The organism is Roseateles sp. (genome assembly GCF_052436255.1).
Lineage (GTDB): Bacteria > Pseudomonadota > Gammaproteobacteria > Burkholderiales > Burkholderiaceae_C > Pelomonas.
Genome location: NZ_JBQVNP010000025.1, coordinates 14,280 through 32,692 on the forward strand (window position 1 = coordinate 14,280; position 18,413 = coordinate 32,692).

The window sequence follows — 18,413 nt, forward strand, 5'->3', positions numbered from 1 at the left end:
TGCGCGCGTGCCGTCTTCTCGCTCTTCACAGGGGCGACAAGGGTCGCAAGTGGCTGACGGGGCGGAGGCTCAGGACATGATCAGGTATTCGGGATGCCGCTGCTGGATCTCGTCCACCGACGCCAGGGTGCCGGACAGGTGGTCCCGCACGGCATGCTGCGCCGCTTCGACGTCGCGCGACTCGATGGCCTGGAGGATGACCTGGTGGGCGCCCAGGATCGACTCCGTCTTGCCGACGGTGGGGATGTGCAGCAGCCGAAGCCGGTCGACGTGGCCCGACATGCGCACCACCACCGACCACAGCCGCGGCAGGCCGGCGGCCACGTACATCAGCCGGTGGAACTCCTTGTCGGCAGCGATGAAGCCGAGGAAGTCCTTCCTGGCCGCCAGCTCCTGCTGGCGTGACAGCTGCGCGCGCAGCTGATCGATCACCGCATCGTCATGTGCCAGCGCCAACAGGCGCGCGATCTCGATCTCGATGGAGCGGCGCAGGAAGTGCGCTTCGCGGGCCGCCGGCACATCGATCCGGCTCACCTGCGTCGTGTACTGCGCCCGGATCAGGACCAGGCCTTCCTCGGCCAGCCGGATGAGGGCGTCGCGCACGGGCGTCTGGCTGACGCCGAAGCATTGCGCCAGCTCGGCGCGATCAAGCGCGCTGCCGGGTGCCAGCTCCAGCGAAATGATGGCGGCGCGAAGCGCTTCGACAACCTGCGGCGCCGCATGGCGGGTGGGATCTAGCGTGAAGTTCATCTCGGGTCGAGGGTTGCTGCCGTGCACGCGCACATGCAGGCGGCATTGTCATCGTGGGCGTCAAGGCCCCCTCGGCGTTGGGGCATGGATGTCTTCGGCCTGAGTCGTCATATCTGAGAGCGCTACCGAAATCCTTCCAACATTGCAATACCCAGGACACTTTGAGTTCATCCGTTCACTAATACATTAGTACACACCCTCGTTGACGGTGGATGGCGGCGGCCGTAAATTGGAAATGTGCGCGCTACCATTTCCCTGGGGCGCCTGCTTTTCCCACCGGTCAGTGCCGGATCACAAAACCATACGGAGACCCCCAATGCCCCAATCCTTCATGCGACCGACGCGACGTGCCCCCCAGCGCCTGGCCCTGGGTACGACCTTGCTGGCCGGCCTGATCGCGCAGGCCTATGCGCAGACGGCCACACCCACGGCGGAGCAGCAAAAGCTCGATACCGTTGTCGTGACCGGCATCCGCGCTTCGCTGGAGAGTTCGGTCAATGCCAAGAAGAACGCGATCGGCTTCACCGACTCGATCAGCGCCGAGGACATGGGCAAGTTCCCCGACAGCAACATCGCGGAATCCATCTCGCGCATCCCCGGTGTGACGATGACGCGCGAGATCACCGGCGAAGGCCTGCAGATCCAGATCCGCGGCCTGGGCACCAACTTCACCCGCATCCTGCTCAACGGCGCGCCGGTCGCCTCGGCCTCCACCGGCCGCACCGACACCGGCAGCGCCAACCGGGAAGTCGACATGGACTTCCTGCCCGGCGAACTGTTCAGCCGCGTCAGCGTCATCAAAAGCCCGACCGCCTCGCTGCTGGAAGGCGGCGCGGCCGGCATTGTCGACATGCGCAGCGCCCGCCCGTTCGACCGCAAGGGCTTGCGCACCGCCTTCACGCTGACCGGCACCAAGAACGAGCAGGCCGACAAGTACGGCAATCGTGGCTCCCTGCTGGTCAGCAACACCTGGGACAACAGCTTCGGCGTGCTGGCCGGCGTGGCCTGGTCGACCAACAAGGTCAAGACCACCGGCTTCGAATCCATCGGCTGGACCAATGCCAACCTGTCCGCCACCCAGGGCGCCAGCCTGGGTACGGCACGCAACAGGACCGGCGGCGGCAACTGGACCATCCCGGGCACCGTGCCGGCCAACGCCGGCAACGGCCTGACCGCCGGGGCCACCATCGACGAGGCCTTCCTGCTGGCCCGCAACCCCGGCCTGACGACGCAGCAGCTCGACAACGCCATCATCCCGCGGCTGGGCCGGGCCATGGTCTCCGAGGGCAGCCGTGACCGCCACAACGCCATCCTGTCGCTGGAGGCGCGGCCGAACAGCTCGGTGAAGATGTTCCTCGACACCATCTACGGCAAGAAGAAGAACCAGTTCGAGCGCGTCGACATCAACTGGGTGGGCCGCAACGGCTCGGCCATCCCCGTCAACATGACGGTGGACCGCAGCGACTGCTCGGGAGGCTGCGTCGTCACCAAGGGCACCTTTGCCAACGCGCAATACTTCCTGGAGTACCGGCCCTACACGGAAGAGACCACCTTCCACAGCGTCAACCCCGGCCTCAACCTGAAGATCACCGACGCGATCAGCGTCGACGTGCAGGCCAACAAGACCCGCAGCGATTTCCAGCGCCAGTCGCCCACGGTGCTGTTCCAGACCGTGCTCGGCTCCGGCCTGACGACCGAGTACGACAACACCAGCGGCGTGCCCAAGCTCAAGGCCATCAGCCCGAACGGCAACGCCGACGTACTCAACACGCCCAGCGCCTTCGGCTGGAACGGCGGCCGCCTGAACCAGCAGGATGAACTTCGCGCCATCCGCACCTCCGGCCTGCGCGGCAGCATCGACATCGACGCCGACCTCTTCGAAGTGAAGTTCGGCGGCGCGCATGACAGCGTCTCGCGCCGCATCAACACGCTGGACAACAGCGGCTACTGGGAAAACATCGCCTGCCGCCGCAACGTCAATGTCTTCCTGCCGGGGCCCAACACGGTCAACCCGGGCCCCTGCAACGGCGCCGGCGCCGCCGGGCCGGCGGCCGGCACCTATCCGGGCTATGGCACGGGCTTCACCGCGGGCGCGTCGCCGGCCTCGCTGCAGTTCCTCGGCTCGACGATCCCGAATTCGGCCGTGCCCGGCTACCTGAGGCCGACATCGAACGGCTTCGTCACGCTGGACTGGGGGCGCTTCGCCAAGGACTCCGGCTACCAGGCCGCCCGCGACGCCGCCACCTTCGGCACCGCCAACTCCAACAACAACGTGGCGCCCGGCTTCTTCCAGGAGAAGGTCTCGTCGATCTTCACCGAGGTCAACGGCGAAACGAGCGTGCTCGGCAACACACTGCGCTACAACGCCGGCGCGCGCTATGCGACGACCGAGCAGACCTTCGCCTCCCTCACCATGCCCGCCGACCCGCGCAACGCCGCGCAGAGCCTGGCCGACGGCGGCCGCTACCCGGCACGCGTCGTCGAGAGCCTGACGACCACCACCTACAGCAACTTCCTGCCGTCGGGCAGCCTGGCCTACAACCTGCGCCCGAACGTGCTGGCCCGCGCGTCGCTGTCCAAGACGATCACGCGCGCCGACCCCACGCAGCTGCGTGCACTGGCGCTCAGCTTCACCGACCCGGCGGCACAGAACGGGCAGCTGACCAATCCCGACCTCAAGCCTTACGAGTCCAGGAACACGGACCTGGGCATCGAGTGGTACACGGGGCGCGAGGGCTATGTCGCGCTGGCCTGGTTCAAGAAGGGCATCCAGGGTTTCACGGCCAACCGCACCCTGAACGTGTCCTTCGCCGACCTCAACACCTACGGCGTCAACTGGACCCAGGGCGGCCTGACCGATACGCAGAAGGCCGGTCTCTACACCCGCGCCGGCCTGCCGGTGCCCGCCGACCTGGCGGCCGTGCCGGGCGCCGCTCAGCTGGCGGCGATCAATGCGCTGGGCGTCACGCTGACGCAGACGCAGAACACCGCCGACGAGCTGCAGATCAAGGGTCTGGAGCTGACCGTGCAGCAGCCGCTGGATCTGCTGACGTCCTATCTGAAGGGATTCGGCGTCAGCGCCAACTACACCAAGGTCAAGCAGTCGGGCGCCAATGTGGCCACCGGCGTGCCGCCCTACACCTACAACCTGGCGGCCTACTACGAGGGCCGGTTCGGCGGCTTCCGCGTGACCAAGACCTTCACCAAGGGCTCGCAGTCGAGCGGCGCCGGCCAGAACGGCATCACGGCCGCCGCCTTCTTCGGGCAGGACTACGACCAGGTGGACTTCACGTCACGCGTGAACCTCGGCGAAGTCCTCGGACCGGTCTTCGGCGCCAAGCGCGACCTGCAAGCCACCTTCGACATCTTCAACGTCACCCGCAGCTCGCAACGCACCAACTTCCAGTTCGCCAACGCGCCGTACGCGATCTACGAGCCGGGCCGCACCTACCAGATCGGCCTGCGCGCCAGCTTCTGACCCTATGTGTCTCCGCCAGCGGTCCGGGTGTGGACCGCCGGTGGTTCGATGAGGGCTTCGTCTGCCGCGACGAAGACCCTCATCTTTTTTTTGGCTCGGCAACGGTCTACTTGACCGGTGCCGCGACGACCGGGCAGGTGGTCTCGTTGGGATCGGGGCACTTGGGCGGCTTCTTCGGGCCGATTTGCTGGCCGCTCGTGCCCTTGTTGCTGCCGACGCCGCCGCCGGTGCCGCCGGCCTTAGGCACGGCGCCCGTGCCGGCACTGCCCGTGTTCACGGCGCTCGCGCCGGCGGCGGCCTTGACGACCTTGCTCGTGCCGGTGGCGCCGGCCTGGGGTGTGGGGTCTGCGGCCAGCGCGGCCGTGCTGATCGAGAGCAGCAAGCTCAGCGGACAGGCGATGAATCGGCGCATGGGAGTCCTTTCAATAGCGCAGCAGCGCAAGAAGAGCCGCCCGGTCGGGGCGCGCGGGAGAAGCAGCCAGCGAACGCAGTTCGGCGCGGACCTGTGCCGCATCGGCACGAGTGTCCAGCGCCTGCCCATAGCGCGCCAGTGCTGCCTGGGCGGGGGCCTTGGAAGCAGGGTCGACGACCCACGCCGCCACGGCGGCCAGGCCTTGCGTCCGCACACGGTCCGGGTGCCCGGGCGGCAGCCCCTGGTCCGCCGCCACCTCGGCCTCGCGCAGTGTCTTCAGGGCGAGTTCCGGCGCGCCCAGTTCGAGATGGGCCATACCCAGCAGCGCCAGTCCCAGCCAGCGGTCCGCCGGGCCGGCGGCATTGCCGGCCTGGGCGGCATCAAGCCAGGGCAGTGCCTGCCGCGGCCGGCCCCGGCGCAGTGCGGCCTCGCCCAGGAACACCTGCGCGCGCCAGGCCAGCGTCGAGCCCGGCTCAGGCGAGAAATGCGCCCACGCGGTGCGCAGCCGCGGTTCGGCCAGCGCGGGCCGGCCCGAGCGCAGCTCCAGCCGCGCCAGGGTCAGGCCGAGCAGGGGGCGCATATCGGCGTCGGCCGACGCCTGCACATCGGCCAGGGCCTGCCGGGCCTGGGCCAGCGCGGCCTCGGGCTGACCGTGGTCGAACAGGGCGGTGGCCCACCAGGCACGCGCGTAAAGCGTCTGCATGTGACCCGGGCCGAGCACGCGCGCCAGCTCGCCCACCGCATCGCCCAGCATGGGCAAGGCTTCGGCATAGCGGCCCAGCTCGACTTCGAGCGTCGCCATCGACAGCCGTGCCAGGGCGGCATCGACGGGGCGCGCCGAGCCGGTCGCTGCGGCGACCGCCGCGAACCACTGCCGGGCTTCGTCCCACCGACCCTCGGCACGCGCCAAGGCGGCCAACAGGTCGGCCGCCTTGACATAGCTGCGGTGCTGCGCGGAATGGCGGGCCAGCGCGGTATGGGCTGCCTGCACGAGTTGGGTGCGGGCCTCCGCGAGCTGCCCGGCCTCCAGCGCCATCTCGCCCAGGCTGGCCCGTGCGAACAGCGCGAACTCGTCGTCCCGCGACGCCACCAGGCCGCGCAACAAGGCCTGGGCTTGCGTGACATCGCCCTGCCGTTGCAGCACGGTGGCCAGCTCGAAGGCCACCTCGCGGTGCTCTGGCGTATCGGTGCGGCCGTGCCGCAACGCATGCGCAAGGCTGATCTGCAGCGCCTCGCCCGCCTGCGCCATGTCGCCGTTCTGCACCAGCAGCAGCCCCAGCGGCCGCGCCACTTCGGCCAGCTGCGCCGGGTCGTCGCCCAGGCGCCGCTTGGCCTCCACCCAGCTGCGCCGCAGCAGCTCGACCATCGGCACGGTCGCGCTGCCCGATGCATCCGGGCTGAGCCCGGCCAGCAGCTCCGTCAGTACGCTCTGTACGCGGCGCGTGCGCTGGGCCTCGCGCTCGGCCTCGCGCCATTGCCAGGCGGTGGCCGCCATGCCGGCGAGCAGGCTGGCCAGTACCAGGCCGAGGGCGGCCAGCTGCAGCCGGTAGCGCCGCGCGAACTTGGCGCTGCGGTAGGCCAGTGAGTCGGGCCTGGCGCTGACGGGCTGATGCGCCAGATGGCGCCGCACGTCGTCGGCCAGCGCACTGGCCCCGGCATAGCGCTCCTCGGGCCTGTCCTTCAACGCCCGGGCGACGATCAACCCCAGCTCGCCCCGCAAGCCCGGGCCCGGCTCGCGCTGGCCGGTCAACAGCAGGCAGAGCAGGCGGCCCAGCGCAAACACGTCGGCGGCCGTGCTGACCGGCTCGCCGCGCAGCTGCTCGGGCGCGGCGTATTCCGGCGTCAGGCCGGCCGCCGCCTGCAGCGTCAACTCCGGCCCCGTGTCGTCGGCCAGCAGCTTGGCCACGCCGAAGTCCAGCAGCTTCACCTGGCCATCGGCCGTCACGAGGATGTTGCCGGGCTTGAGGTCGCGGTGCACGACCAGCCGCGCATGCGCATGCGCCACGGCATCGCAGACCTGCAGGAACAGCGGCAGCCGCGCGGCCACCGCGAGGTGACGCGCGCTGCACCAGCTGTCGATGCGTTCGCCCTCCACCAGCTCCAGCACGAGGTAGCGCGTGCGGGTGGCGCCGGTCACGGCCTCGCCGATGTCGAGCAGCTGCGCGATGTTGGGGTGGGTCAGCCGCGCCAGCAGCTCGCCCTCGCGCCGGAAGCGGCCCTGCGCCGACTCGCCGCGCCAGGGGCTGTGCAGCAGCTTGATGGCGGCCTCGCCATGATGGGCGCCATCGCTGCGGCGGGCCCGCCAGACCTCGCCCATGCCGCCGCTGCCCAGCGGTGCGACCAGCGTCCACGCGCCCAGCACCTGGCCGGCCAGCTCCGGTGCGGGATGGGTGTCGGGCAACTGCGCCGGCTCCGCGAGGAAGCCGCCGGCCTCGGCGGCGCGGTCGGCGTCGATGAGGGCCTGCAGCCGCTCGCGCCGGGCCGGCGGCAGCTCGGACAGCAGCGCCTCACGCTCGGCCGGGCTTGCGTCCTGCCAGGCGTCGAACGCAGCCAGCGCGCCGGCCCGGTCGACCGTGTTCATGTTTGCAGGGCGTCGAACAAGAAGGCGCGGGCCTTGCGCCAGTCTCGCTTGATCGTCGGCACCGACACGCCCAGCAACTCGGCGATCTCCTCCAGCTCCAGCCCGCCGAAGAAGCGCATCTCGACCACCTGATGGGCACGGCCGTCGGCGCGCGCCAGCATCTGCAGCACCTCGTCGAGCTTGAGCACGTCGGGCGGCGCCAGCTGCTCCAGCGCGGTGGTGGACAAGGTCACCTGCGCGCCGCCGCCGCGCTTGTCGGCGCGGCGCTCGCGCACATGGTCGACGATGACGCTGCGCATCACCTTGCTGGCGTGGGCGAAGAACTGCGCGCGGTGCAGCGCCGCTTCGCGGCCGTTGCTCTTGAGCCAGACCTCGTGAATCAGCGCCGCCGGCTCCAGCGTCATCGGCGCATGGCCCGCCAGGTGGCTGCGCGCCAGGCGCTTGAGCTCGGGGTAGAGCAGGGTGTAGAGACGGTCGCGTGCGTCGGGGTCGCCACCGGCCAGGGCCGTCAGCAACTGGGTGATCTCGGTCATGGCCGCATGCTGGCGCCAAGCGCGTCACGGCGGAACCCCCAGCTTCCCCTGACAATGCCGGCCCCGGTTCACCGCCCTGATCGCCATGTCCGAAGTCACCCGCCCCGAACTGCCCGACCACCTCAGCGTCGACCCGCGCAGCCCCCACCATGTCGCTGCCGTCTTCGAGCACGACATCGGCATCCGCTTCAACGGCAAGGAGCGCCACGACGTCGAGGAATACTGCATCAGCGAAGGCTGGGTCAAGGTGCCCGCCGGCAAGACGCTGGATCGCAAGGGCCGGCCGCTGTGCATCAAGCTCAAGGGCGTGGTCGAGGCTTTCTACCGCTGAGCCTGCAGCACCAGCGCTGCCGCCAGCAGCAGCGCGACCCACCCCGGATGCCGGCCACGCGTGCTCCACAGCACGAGCGCGGAACCGAACGCCAGCGCGGTGCCGATGACGCTCTCGACGACGCCCGCCGACGCGGCCTGCATGGCGGGTCGAGCCAGCCACAGCAGCAGCGCCGCCAGCGTCCAGCCGAGCACCGTCACCAGGTGCCAACTGGCCCACACGATGCGTGTCTGGTATTCGCGCAGCGCCGGCTGCCCGCCGGTCGGCACGATGCCGCCGCGGCGCAGATGCCGGAAGATCATCAGCTCCGCCATCACCGAGTGCACGAGGCCGGTCAGCCACAGCAGCGCCGCGGCGCCGATCAGCCAGGCGTTCATGCCGGCCTCCTTTGCAGCCTGAGCTTGAGCCCGCCTTCGGGCCTCAGGGTGACGGCCATGCGTGGCCTGGGCGCCGCGCGGCGGGTCGGCGCCAGCTCGAAGCGCTGCAGCAGCAGCGCTGCGATCAGCGTCATTTCCAACATCGCGAAATGCTGGCCCAGGCAGACGCGAGGGCCCAGGCCGAAGGGGATATAGGCGCCGCGCGGGATGGCGTGCGCGGCCTGGCCGAGAAAACGTTCGGGCTTGAAGGCCAGCGGCGCATCCGGCCACCCCCTCGGGTCGCGGTGCAGCAGCCAGGGCGTCACCCGCACGAGGGTGCGCGCAGGCAGGCGCACGTTGCCGAGCGTGATCTCGCGCGTCAACCGGCGGGTCATGACGGCGGCGACCGGCGGGTACAGGCGCATCGCCTCCTTCAGCGTGGCGCAGAGAAACGGCAGGGCACTCGCGTCGTCGGCCGTCGGCGTGCGGCCGGCCAGCACGGCGTCGACCTCGGCACGCGCCTGCGCCTGCGCCGTGGGGTGGGCGGCCAGCAGCCAGCTCCACCACAGCAGGGCCGTCGCGCTGGTCTCGTGGCCGGCCTGGAAGCTGACCATGCATTGGTCATAGACCTCCTGCGGCGTCAGTGCCTCGCCGGTGGCGTCGTCGCGCAAGGCCATCAGCATGCCCAGCAGGTCAGGCCGGGTCTCGCCCGACGCCCGGCGCGCCTCGACATGCTCGCGCAGCAGGCCGTGTATCAGCCGCGACGCGCGGCGCTTGGCGGCCTTGCCCGGCAGGGGCAGCCAGTCGGGCAGGGTGACGGGCCAGAACATCTCGGCCAGGGCGGTCTCGCTGAGCACCTGCACGGCATCGGCCGCCGCGGCCGTGTCGGTGCCGATGGGCGTGCTGAACAGCGTGCGCGAGATGACGTCCATGGTCAGGTGGCTGAACAGCGTGTCCATCGCCACCTCGCCGTCGGCCACACCGGCCAGCCCGGCCGTCGCGGCGTCGGTCATCAGCGCCGCGTAGCCGGCCACGCGCTTGGGCGTGAAAGCCTGCATCAGCATGCGCCGCTGGCGTTGCCAGGTGGCGCCTTCGGTCACCAGCACCGACTGACCCATCAGCTGCGCGAACACCTCGGGCCCGCGCTGCCAGCGGATCAGCGCGTCGGCATGGTCCACCATGACGGCACGCAGCAGCTCGGGGTCGAAGATGTCGACGCTGCGCTCGCCAAGGACCTGCTGGCGCACCAGGTCGCCGAGTGGCCTTTGCGCGGCGATGACGGCCAGGTAGTCGCGCCGCATCGCGGCCAGCACGGGCAGGCCCCACCAACGCGTCGGGTGGCCGGGCAGGTCGTTCCAGGTCAGTGTTGTCATGGTCGCCATGCTGCCGCCGGGCGCCCGGACGGGTCTTGAACGAATGCGACACTGACTCGCATGACCGACGAGCGCACCCGCCTTTGGCTGCCGCCGCTGGCACTCGCCGGCTGCGTGCGCGCCGTGATGCTGCGCGACACGCGAGGCCGCGCGCTCGACGGCATCCAGCGCGAAAACTACTTCCCCGCCACGCCGCTGGTCATGCTGTTCTGGTGGGCCGAAGGCAGCAGCGAATGGCTGGCGACGCCGGGCTTCTCCACGCCGCCCCCTGCGCGCCGCCATGCCCCCTGCCTGTTCGGCGGCCCGTTCACGCTGCCCACGCACACGCGCAACCCGGGCGAGATGTGCGCGTTCAAGCTGCTGCTGCTGCCCGATGCCTTCACGGCCATGACCGGCGTGGCGCTGGACGGCTTCGTCAACCAGGTCGTCGATGCGCGTGAGGTGCTGCCGGGCGACTGGCTGGCCTGGGCCGAAGCGATGTCCGCGGCGCCCGACGATGCGGCGCGGCTGCACTTGCTGGAGGACTTCCTGGTGCCGCGCTGGGCAGCGCTGGGCACGCAGCGCCCCGGCCATCGCTACGCCGTCTGGACCGAGGCGCTGGCCGTGCGCGCCGCCACCAGCACGGCCGGGCGCAGCCTGCGCCAGCTGGAGCGCCGCATCAAGGCCTGGGCCGGCCTGCCGATGCGCGAGCTGCGCGCGGTCTCGCGTGCGGAGCGGGCTTTCTATGCCGTGGCCGCAGCGGACAGCGGCGCGGGCGTGAACTGGGCCGACATCGCCGCCGAGACCGATTACGCCGACCAGAGCCACCTTTGTCGCGAGACGCGCCGCCTGACCGGTTTCAGCCCTGAGGAACTCCGCTGCCGGATTGCGACCGAGGAAGCCTTCTGGGCCTACCGGCTTTGGCGCGGTTGACGCGAACGTCAACCAGAACAAGCAAAATGCCGGCTCTGTATCAGTTCTGGAGACCGCCATGTCCGACCCCATCGTCATCGTTTCCGCCGCCCGTACCCCCATCGGGGGCCTGCTGGGAGACTTCTCCGCCCTGGCCGGCTGGGAATTGGGCGCTGTGGCCATCCAGGCCGCCGTCGAACGTGCCGGCGTGCCCGGCGACGCCGTCGACGAGGTGCTGATGGGCAACTGCCTGATGGCCGGCCAGGGCCAGGCGCCCGCCCGCCAGGCCATGCGCAAGGCCGGCCTGCCCGACTCGGCCGGCGCCGTGACGCTGAGCAAGATGTGCGGCTCGGGCATGCGCGCCATGATGTTCGGCCACGACATGCTGGCCGCCGGCTCGGCCGAGGTCGTCGTGACGGGCGGCATGGAGAGCATGACCAATGCGCCCCACCTGATGTTCGCGCGCAAGGGCATCAAGTACGGCGCCTCGGCCGTGTTCGACCACATGGCCATTGACGGCTTGGAAGACGCCTACGAGCGCGGCAAGGCCATGGGCGTGTTCGCCGAGCAATGCGTCGCCAAGTACAGCTTCAGCCGCGAGGCCATGGACCAGTACGCCATCACCTCCACCCAGCGTGCCAAGGCCGCCAACGAAAGCGGCGCCTTCGACTGGGAGATGGCGCCCGTGACGCTCAGCTCGCCCAAGGGCGATACGGTGGTCAAGTTCGACGAGCAGCCCTTCAAGGCCAAGCTCGACAAGATTCCGGGCCTGAAGCCCGCCTTCAAGAAGGACGGCGCCATCACCGCCGCCACCTCGTCCAGCATCTCCGACGGCGCCGCCGCCCTGGTGCTGATGCGCGAGAGCACGGCCAAGGCGCGCGGCCTCATGCCGGTGGCCCGCATCGTCAGCCACTCGGTCCACGCCCAGGCGCCCGACTGGTTCACGACCGCCCCGGTCGGCGCCATCAACAAGGCACTGGCCAAGGCTGGCTGGGCCGCGTCCGACGTGGACCTGTGGGAGGTCAACGAAGCCTTCGCCGCCGTCACCATGGCGGCGATGGCCGAGTTCAAGCTGCCGCACGACATCGTCAATGTGAACGGCGGCGCTGTCGCGCTGGGCCACCCCATCGGCGCCAGCGGTGCGCGCATCGTCGTCACGCTGCTGGGCGCGCTCAAGGCCCGCGGCCTCAAGCGTGGCATGGCGGCGTTGTGCATCGGTGGGGGCGAGGCGACGGCGCTGGCCGTGGAAATGCTCTAAAGAGATGAAGCCGCGACGCTCACTTCGTTCACTGCCCCCCGAGGGGGCGCCATCGCCCTCGGGGCGGCCCGGCGGGCGATGATGCTGGGCACCCACGATCTGGCGCTGTTTGGCGCCACCGTCTTGGTGCTGAACGCGACCCCCGGCGTCGACATGGCCTACACCGTCGCCAGCACGCTGCGCGGCGGCTGGCGTCAGGGCGTGGCGGCGGCCATCGGCATCATGGCCGGGTGCGTGCTGCACACCTTGGCGGCGGCCTTCGGCCTCGCGGCGCTGCTGGCAACGTCGGCCGAGGCCTTCACGGCCGTCAAGCTCGTGGGTGCGGCCTATCTGCTCTATGTCGCCTGGGGCATGGCGCGGGCCGGGCTGCGGCAGGCCTCGGCCCAGGCTGAAGTGACGGCGCCGCCCTCGCTGTGGCGCACCGCGCGCCAGGGCTTCTTCACGAATGCGCTCAACCCCAAGGTGGCGCTGTTCTTCCTGGCGCTGCTGCCGCAGTTCATCGACACCGCCGCGCCCGACAAGACGCTGGCCTTCCTCTTCCTGGGCGCCTGGTTCATCACGCAGGGCCTGCTCTTCATGCTGGCGCTGATCGCACTCGTCGTGCCGCTGCGGCGCGCCAGACCGCGGCCCTGGGTGGGGCGTGGTCTCAACCTCGGCGGTGCAGGGCTCTTCACCGCCTTGGCCGCCAAACTGGCTCTGACAAAACCATGAACGTCCTCATCATCGGCGCGTCGCGCGGCATCGGCTTCGAGTTCGTTCGCCAGTACCGCGCTGCTGGCGCGCACATCACGGCGACCGCGCGTGAGGAGGCCGCGCTGGCGCGGCTGCGCGAGCATGGCGCCCGCGCGCTCAGGCTGGACGTGGCCGACGCCGGCAGCGTGTCGGGCCTGGCCTGGCTGATCGACGGCGAGCGCTTCGACGTGGTGGTCGTCAATGCCGGCGTCTTCGGCCCGCGCACCAGCGGGCTGGAGGCGCCCACCGTGGCGGACTTCGATGTTGTCATGCACACCAACGTGCTCGGGCCCATGCGGCTGCTGCCGCAGATCGCCGAGGCGCTGGCGCCCGGCGCGCGCGTGGCCATCATGTCATCGCAGATGGGGGCCCTCGCCGGGCGCAGCAACCCGGCGAGCTGGCTGTACCGCGCCTCCAAGGCGGCGGTCAACTCGGTCATGAAGGACGCGGCGCTGGCGCTTGCCGGCAAGGCCACCGTCATCAGCTTCCACCCGGGCTGGGTGCGCACCGACATGGGCGGCGCGCAGGCCGACATCGACACATCAACCAGCATCGCCGGCATGCGCACCGTGCTGGCCAGCGTGAAGCCGGGCGACACGGGCAGCTTCTTCAACTATGACGGCCAGCGGCTGGACTGGTGAGGGCCGCCCCGCGCGTCGCCGATGTGGGCGACAGCGCCCCTGAACCCTTGCGTTAAGGTGGCACTGCCGCGGCCGCGCGCCGGATGGCGGTACTGTCATCTTGAAACGATCCAATCGAGGGCAACGCTGTGAGGGGAGTACCGATGGGTCCATTGCTAGCCGAGGCCGAAGCCTCGACCACCCCGCTGATCCGCGTCGGGGACAGCTGCGAGCGCATCGTCCGCTTCACCCGCGAGGACATCGCGACCTTTGCGCGCCTGACCGGTGACACCAACCCCCTGCACCACGATGTGCAGGCCGCCCAGCGTGCCCGCCATGGCGAGATCATCGCCAGCGGCCAGCAGACCACCGCCCAGATGATCGGCCTGGTGGCCAGCCACTTCTCGCGCACCGACGACGGCCTGCAGCGCGAGCTGCTGTGCCTGAACTTCAACTTCGCCTTCAAGGCGCCCGTGTTCGCCGAGCAGGAGCTGGTGCTGCACTGGCGCGTCGCCAGCGTGGAATGGAATGCCACGCTCGGCGGCTGGCTGGCCCATGTGGATGGCCGGGCGACGGTGCGGCACGCGCATCCCTGCGTGGTGGGGCGCGGCACGCTGCTCGTCAAGGCCGGCGACGCCTGACGCGGCGCGCCCGGTTGTGGCGCCGGGGACAATGGCTCACCCCCAAGACAGAGGTTGAGCTGACCATGCTGCTACCCGAAGACCACCTCGCCGTGCAAGACGCCATCCGCGCCTTCGTGCAGGCCGAGATCGCCCCCCATGCCGCGGCCTGGGACAGGAACCACCACTTTCCCGCCGAGCAGCTCAAGGGCCTCGCCGCCCTGGGCTGCTATGGCGTGGCCGTGCCCACCGAGTGGGACGGGGCCGGCCTGGACTACCTGGCGCTGGCCGTCATCCTGGAGGAGATCGCCGCCGGCGACGGTGGCACCAGCACCGTGGTCAGCGTCAATAACTGCCCGGTCTGCTCCATCCTGATGGCGTTTGCCAACGACGCGCAGAAGGAGCGCTTCCTCAAACCGCTGGCACGCGGCGACATGCTGGGCGCCTTCTGCCTGACCGAGCCCCATGTGGGCTCCGAGGCCGGCGGCCTGCGCACCACCGCGGTCCGTGATGGCGATGACTACGTCCTCAACGGCGTCAAGCAATTCATCACCAGCGGCAAATATGGCGACATCGCCATCGTCATGGCCGTGACCGACAAGGCCGCCGGGAAGAAGGGCATCAGCGCCTTCCTCGTGCCCACCGCCACGCCCGGCTACACGGTGGCGCGCATCGAAGAAAAGATGGGCCAGCACAGCAGCGACACCGCCCAGATCCTGTTCGAGAACTGCCGTGTGCCGGTGGCCAACCGCCTCGGCGACGAGGGCCAGGGCCTGAAGATCGCGCTGTCGGGCCTGGAGGGCGGGCGCATCGGCATCGCGTCGCAGTCAGTCGGCATGGCGCGTGCGGCGTTTGACGCGGCGCTGCGCTACAGCCGTGACCGCGTCACCTTCGGCCAGCCCATCTTCAACCACCAGGCCGTGCAGTTCAAGCTGGCCGACATGGCCACGCAGATCGAGGCGGCGCGCCAGCTGATCTGGCATGCGGCGAGCCTGAAGGATGCCGGCCGGCCCTGCCTGAAGGAAGCCGCGATGGCCAAGCTGTTTGCCAGTGAGATGGCCGAGAGGGTCTGCTCCGAGGCCATCCAGATCCACGGCGGTTATGGCTACCTCAGCGACTTCCCCGTCGAGCGCATCTACCGCGATGTGCGCGTGACGCAGATCTACGAAGGCACGAGCGAGGTGCAGAAGATATTGATCGGGCGGGCGCTGGCGGCGGGCTGAGACGGCTTTTCACCGCCTTCCTCACGGTGGTGCCACGCCCGTGCCCGAGCGGGCCGGCCTGGGCCTGCCGATGGCGGCGCTGGGGCTGGTGCTGGGCGCGGCGCGCCTCAAGGCTGGTAGGCGTCATCCGTGATCGCACGCACCGCCGGCTTCGGCGCCCCCGCCCTGTCAAACAACAGCGGCCGGTTGCCGCGCGTCACCGGGAAGGTCGACAGCCAGGTGTGATCGTCGGCAATGCCCCAGGTGGTGACGCTTTGCAGGCTGGGGTGTTGCTTGAAGACTTTGAAGAGCGCGCGGTACTGCAGGGCCTGGGCCTTGAGGGCGGCGGCCAGCAGCGCGGGGTCGCCGGTGATGTCGGCCGCGCAGCCGGTCTTGCTGGCGAAGCAGGAGCCGGGGTCGTTGTAGAGCGAGACGTCCAGCTCGGTGACGTGGTTGATGAGGCCCTTGGCGGCCACGCTGCGCAGCGCGTTGTCGACGTTGGCAGCGGTCGGCGAGGCGGTGCTGACGTGCAACTGGTGGCCGATGCCGTCGAGCGGCGCGCCCCGGGCCTGCACGTCGGCCACGATGGTCATCAGGCGCGCGAACTTGGCCGGGTCCTCGGTGCTGTAGTCGTTGATGAAGAGCTTGGCGTCGGGGTCGGCGGCGCGGGCGGCGCGCAGGGCGATCTCGATGTAGGCGGGTCCGAGGATCTGGAACCACTTGGAGTTGCGGTAGGCCGGGCCGGCGTCGTCGCTGGTGCACTCGTTGACGACGTCCCAGCAGGCCACCTTGCCCTTGAAGTGCGTCACCACGTCGCGGATGTAGGTTTCGAGCCGGGCGCGCACCTCGGCCGCCGTGCCGGTGAAGAACCAGTCGGGCGTCTGCGAGTGCCAGCACAGCGTGTGGCCGCGCACGACCATGCCGTTGGCGGTGGCGAAGCTGGCCAGCTCGTCCGCAGTCGTCCAGTTGTAGACGCCGGGCGCGGTGCCGAGGCTGGCGGGCTTGAAGCAGTTCTCGCCGGTGATGGAGTTGGCGTGGCGAAGGATCAGCGGGTTGCCGATGGCGCCCTTGTAGCCCGCCGGGTCCGCCGCCATGCCAAGCTTGAAGTTGGCCGCGAAATGGGTCTTCAACGCCGGGATGTCTGTGGCCGGCGCGGCCGGGGCGGGCGCGGGGCTCGCAATGGCGCTTCCGCCGCCGCAGGCACCCAGCCAGGGGAGAGCAAGCCCGCTCAGCAGCAGGCGGCGACGGTCATGGCAGACGAAGGGCATGAGGGACAGAGAAGCGAAAATGGTGCGCAATGGTAGCGCGACCATTTGCTGGGCGGAAGCCCTCGCCGGGTCGGGACTAACCCGCCAGCGACGCGAAGGCGCGGGCCAGAACGGCGCCGGATGCGTCCAGCGCCTCGCGCTCGGCCGCGTCCATCGCCGGCTCCATGACCTGCACTGCGCCACCGGCGCCCACCAGCGCCGGCAGCGACAGCGCCACGCCTCGCAGGCCGAACGCGCCTTGCTGCACCCGGCTGACCGGCAGCAGGCGGCGCTCGTCGTTGACGATGGCGCCGATCAGGTCGGCCGTCACCAGGCCGATGGCATGGTTGGTGGCGCCCTTGCGCTGGATGACGTGGTAGGCCGCGCGGCGCACATGCTGGGCCAGCGTCGGCTCCTCGTCGGCCGGCCAGCCGGGCCAGTCGCGCAACGCGACGCCGCCCACGCGGGCGCCCGACCACAGCATCACCGACGAATCACCATGCTCGCCCACCACCTGGGCATGCACCGAGGCGGGTGATACCTTGAGATGCATGGCCAGCCGCTCGCGCAGCCGCGCCGTGTCCAGCATCGTGCCGGTGCCGATGACGCGCTCCGCGGCCAGGCCGGCGGCGGCGGCCACCACGCGGGTCAGGATGTCCACCGGGTTGGTCACGACGATGACGATGCCGCCAAAGCCCGCCAGCGCCCGGCCCATGCCGGCGGCGATGCGGGCGTTGTCACGCAGCAGGTCCAGCCGGCTTTCGTCCGGCCGGCCGTTGCGCCCGGCGGCCAGCACGACGATGTCGGCCTCGCGCATCTGTGCCAGCGGCACGGCGCTGACCTTGCAGCGTGGGTAGAAGGCCGCGCCGTCGGACAGGTCCATGGCCTCGCCCTCGGCAACCGCGCCGCGCTGGTCGTACAGCCAGAGCTCGTGCGCATGCCCGGCCAGCAGGGTGGAAAACGCGACGCTGGTGCCGACCCAGCCGGTGCCGATGATGCCGATGCTTGCCTTCATGCCGCCAGTATGGCCGCCCCCCTTGAAACCATTCCGGCGGGCTCTATGTCAGGCCCCGAGCCGGCGGGTCTGGTCTCCTGCCGGTGCCACCTTGAATCGGAGGACACACCATGTACGAAGCACTCCTGAACCCGCCACAAGGCCTGTTCGGTCAGTTCGAGCGCCTGCGTCGTGAACTCGACGATGCCTTCGGCGTCTCCGGCCTGCCCAGCAGCATCCGCTCGGTCGCGCCCGGCAGCTTCCCGGCCATCAACGTCGGCCGCACCGCCACCAGCGTGGAGGTCCATGCCTACGCGCCGGGCCTGGACGCTGCCAAGATCGACGTGACGCTGGACCGTGGCGTGCTGCGCATCTCTGGCGAGCGCGCATCGGCCTTTCCCCTTGACGACCCCAAGGTCCAGGTCTACACCCGCGAGCGCGGCAGCGGCAGCTTCAGCCGGGCCATCGCGCTGCCGGACGACGTCGACCCGGCCCAGGTCAACGCCAGTTACCGCGATGGCGTGCTGCAGATCAGCATCGCCCGCCACGAGTCCGTCCAGCCCCGGCGCATCGCCGTGCAGTGATGCGCAACAACCGCTAGGAGAAACCATCATGAGCGACAACAAGCAAGTGGCCCTCAGCCATGCCGGCGCCGTTGCCGGCGCCGAACGGGACCGCCAGCGCACCGTGCTGCCCGCGGTCGACGTGGTCGAAGACGCCTCGGGCATCACGCTGCTGGCCGACATGCCCGGCGTGCCCAAGGACAGGCTGGAGCTGAAGATCGAGGGCGATGCCCTGCTGATCGAGGGCAGCGCCGAGCCGGCGACGCCCGAGGGCCTGCAGGTCCTCCACGCCGAGGTGCGCGTGCCCCGCTACCGCCGCAGCTTCACGCTCAGCCGCGAGCTCGACACGGCGCGCATCGACGCCAGCCTGAAGGACGGCGTGCTGAGCCTGCGCATCCCCAAGGAAGCCCACGCCCAGCCACGGCGCATCGCCGTCACCGCGGGCTGAGGGCCGCGCCGGCGCGCTGCCGCA

At 70.2% G+C, this 18,413-nt stretch carries 18 protein-coding genes; 10 read left to right on the forward strand and 8 right to left on the reverse strand.

Annotated elements, in window-relative coordinates; all coding sequences use genetic code 11:
- Positions 1–69 precede the first annotated feature (69 nt).
- Complete coding sequence (locus ACT6S0_RS08385) at positions 70–750, reverse strand: GntR family transcriptional regulator (RefSeq protein WP_444763443.1); 681 nt, start codon at positions 748–750, stop codon at positions 70–72.
- A 316-nt stretch (positions 751–1,066) separates the two neighbouring features.
- Here ACT6S0_RS08385 and ACT6S0_RS08390 point away from each other — a divergent pair, with 316 nt between their 5' ends.
- Complete coding sequence (locus ACT6S0_RS08390) at positions 1,067–4,228, forward strand: TonB-dependent receptor (protein WP_444763444.1); 3,162 nt, start codon at positions 1,067–1,069, stop codon at positions 4,226–4,228.
- Between the two features lie 106 nt (positions 4,229–4,334).
- Here the strand turns inward: ACT6S0_RS08390 and ACT6S0_RS08395 are convergent, their stop codons facing one another.
- From ACT6S0_RS08395 to ACT6S0_RS08405, 3 genes are read right to left on the reverse strand one after another with little or no spacing between them, the layout of a single operon-like run.
- Positions 4,335–4,640, reverse strand: coding sequence for a hypothetical protein (locus ACT6S0_RS08395; RefSeq protein ID WP_444763445.1), 306 nt, complete (start codon positions 4,638–4,640; stop codon positions 4,335–4,337).
- A gap of 10 nt (positions 4,641–4,650) precedes the next feature.
- Complete coding sequence (locus tag ACT6S0_RS08400) at positions 4,651–7,221, reverse strand: protein kinase domain-containing protein (RefSeq protein WP_444763446.1); 2,571 nt, start codon at positions 7,219–7,221, stop codon at positions 4,651–4,653.
- Complete coding sequence (locus ACT6S0_RS08405) at positions 7,218–7,754, reverse strand: ECF-type sigma factor (RefSeq protein ID WP_444763447.1); 537 nt, start codon at positions 7,752–7,754, stop codon at positions 7,218–7,220. Before ACT6S0_RS08405 ends, ACT6S0_RS08400 begins: the two co-directional genes overlap by 4 nt.
- 85 nt (positions 7,755–7,839) lie before the next feature.
- On the opposite strand from ACT6S0_RS08405, the gene ACT6S0_RS08410 reads away from it, so the two are divergent.
- Positions 7,840–8,085 (forward strand): DUF3297 family protein, encoded by a 246-nt coding sequence (locus ACT6S0_RS08410; protein ID WP_444763448.1) that lies wholly within the window; start codon positions 7,840–7,842, stop codon positions 8,083–8,085.
- On the opposite strand, the gene ACT6S0_RS08415 is transcribed toward ACT6S0_RS08410, so the two are convergent.
- Together ACT6S0_RS08415 and ACT6S0_RS08420 are read right to left on the reverse strand one after the other, a co-directional pair.
- Positions 8,076–8,462 (reverse strand): hypothetical protein, encoded by a 387-nt coding sequence (locus tag ACT6S0_RS08415; RefSeq protein WP_444763449.1) that lies wholly within the window; start codon positions 8,460–8,462, stop codon positions 8,076–8,078. The genes ACT6S0_RS08410 and ACT6S0_RS08415 overlap by 10 nt on opposite strands.
- Positions 8,459–9,814, reverse strand: a complete 1,356-nt coding sequence (locus ACT6S0_RS08420; RefSeq protein WP_444763450.1) for a cytochrome P450 — start codon at positions 9,812–9,814, stop codon at positions 8,459–8,461. Before ACT6S0_RS08420 ends, ACT6S0_RS08415 begins: the two co-directional genes overlap by 4 nt.
- Positions 9,815–9,874: 60 nt before the next feature.
- On the opposite strand from ACT6S0_RS08420, the gene ACT6S0_RS08425 reads away from it, so the two are divergent.
- From ACT6S0_RS08425 to ACT6S0_RS08450, 6 genes are all read left to right on the forward strand, one after another.
- The gene (locus tag ACT6S0_RS08425; protein WP_444763451.1) at positions 9,875–10,726 is read left to right on the forward strand and encodes a helix-turn-helix domain-containing protein; all 852 of its coding nucleotides are present in this window, start codon (positions 9,875–9,877) and stop codon (positions 10,724–10,726) included.
- Between the two features lie 58 nt (positions 10,727–10,784).
- Positions 10,785–11,963, forward strand: a complete 1,179-nt coding sequence (locus ACT6S0_RS08430; RefSeq protein WP_444763452.1) for an acetyl-CoA C-acyltransferase — start codon at positions 10,785–10,787, stop codon at positions 11,961–11,963.
- 81 nt (positions 11,964–12,044) lie between these two features.
- Positions 12,045–12,674 carry a LysE family translocator gene (locus tag ACT6S0_RS08435; protein WP_444763453.1) on the forward strand — a complete coding sequence of 210 codons (630 nt, stop codon included), beginning with the start codon at positions 12,045–12,047 and terminating at the stop codon, positions 12,672–12,674.
- Positions 12,671–13,336, forward strand: coding sequence for an SDR family oxidoreductase (locus ACT6S0_RS08440; RefSeq protein ID WP_444763454.1), 666 nt, complete (start codon positions 12,671–12,673; stop codon positions 13,334–13,336). Before ACT6S0_RS08435 ends, ACT6S0_RS08440 begins: the two co-directional genes overlap by 4 nt.
- Before the next feature lie 143 nt (positions 13,337–13,479).
- Positions 13,480–13,956: a MaoC family dehydratase gene (locus tag ACT6S0_RS08445; protein ID WP_444763455.1), complete on the forward strand. Its 477-nt coding sequence runs from the start codon at positions 13,480–13,482 to the stop codon at positions 13,954–13,956.
- Positions 13,957–14,021: 65 nt separating this feature from the next.
- Positions 14,022–15,158 carry an acyl-CoA dehydrogenase family protein gene (locus tag ACT6S0_RS08450; protein ID WP_444763456.1) on the forward strand — a complete coding sequence of 379 codons (1,137 nt, stop codon included), beginning with the start codon at positions 14,022–14,024 and terminating at the stop codon, positions 15,156–15,158.
- A gap of 107 nt (positions 15,159–15,265) precedes the next feature.
- On the opposite strand, the gene ACT6S0_RS08455 is transcribed toward ACT6S0_RS08450, so the two are convergent.
- Together ACT6S0_RS08455 and ACT6S0_RS08460 are read right to left on the reverse strand one after the other, a co-directional pair.
- Positions 15,266–16,405, reverse strand: coding sequence for an endo-1,4-beta-xylanase (locus tag ACT6S0_RS08455; protein WP_444763457.1), 1,140 nt, complete (start codon positions 16,403–16,405; stop codon positions 15,266–15,268).
- Positions 16,406–16,481: 76 nt separating this feature from the next.
- A complete protein-coding gene (locus ACT6S0_RS08460) occupies positions 16,482–17,399 on the reverse strand; it encodes a lactate/malate family dehydrogenase (protein WP_444763458.1) in 918 nt (305 codons plus the stop codon).
- 110 nt (positions 17,400–17,509) lie between these two features.
- Between ACT6S0_RS08460 and ACT6S0_RS08465 the strand changes: the two genes are divergently transcribed.
- Entirely contained in the window at positions 17,510–17,962 is a 453-nt protein-coding gene (locus ACT6S0_RS08465; protein WP_444763459.1) for an Hsp20/alpha crystallin family protein, read from the forward strand.
- Between the two features lie 28 nt (positions 17,963–17,990).
- Entirely contained in the window at positions 17,991–18,389 is a 399-nt protein-coding gene (locus tag ACT6S0_RS08470; protein WP_444763460.1) for an Hsp20/alpha crystallin family protein, read from the forward strand.
- The last annotated feature ends 24 nt before the right edge of the window (positions 18,390–18,413 follow it).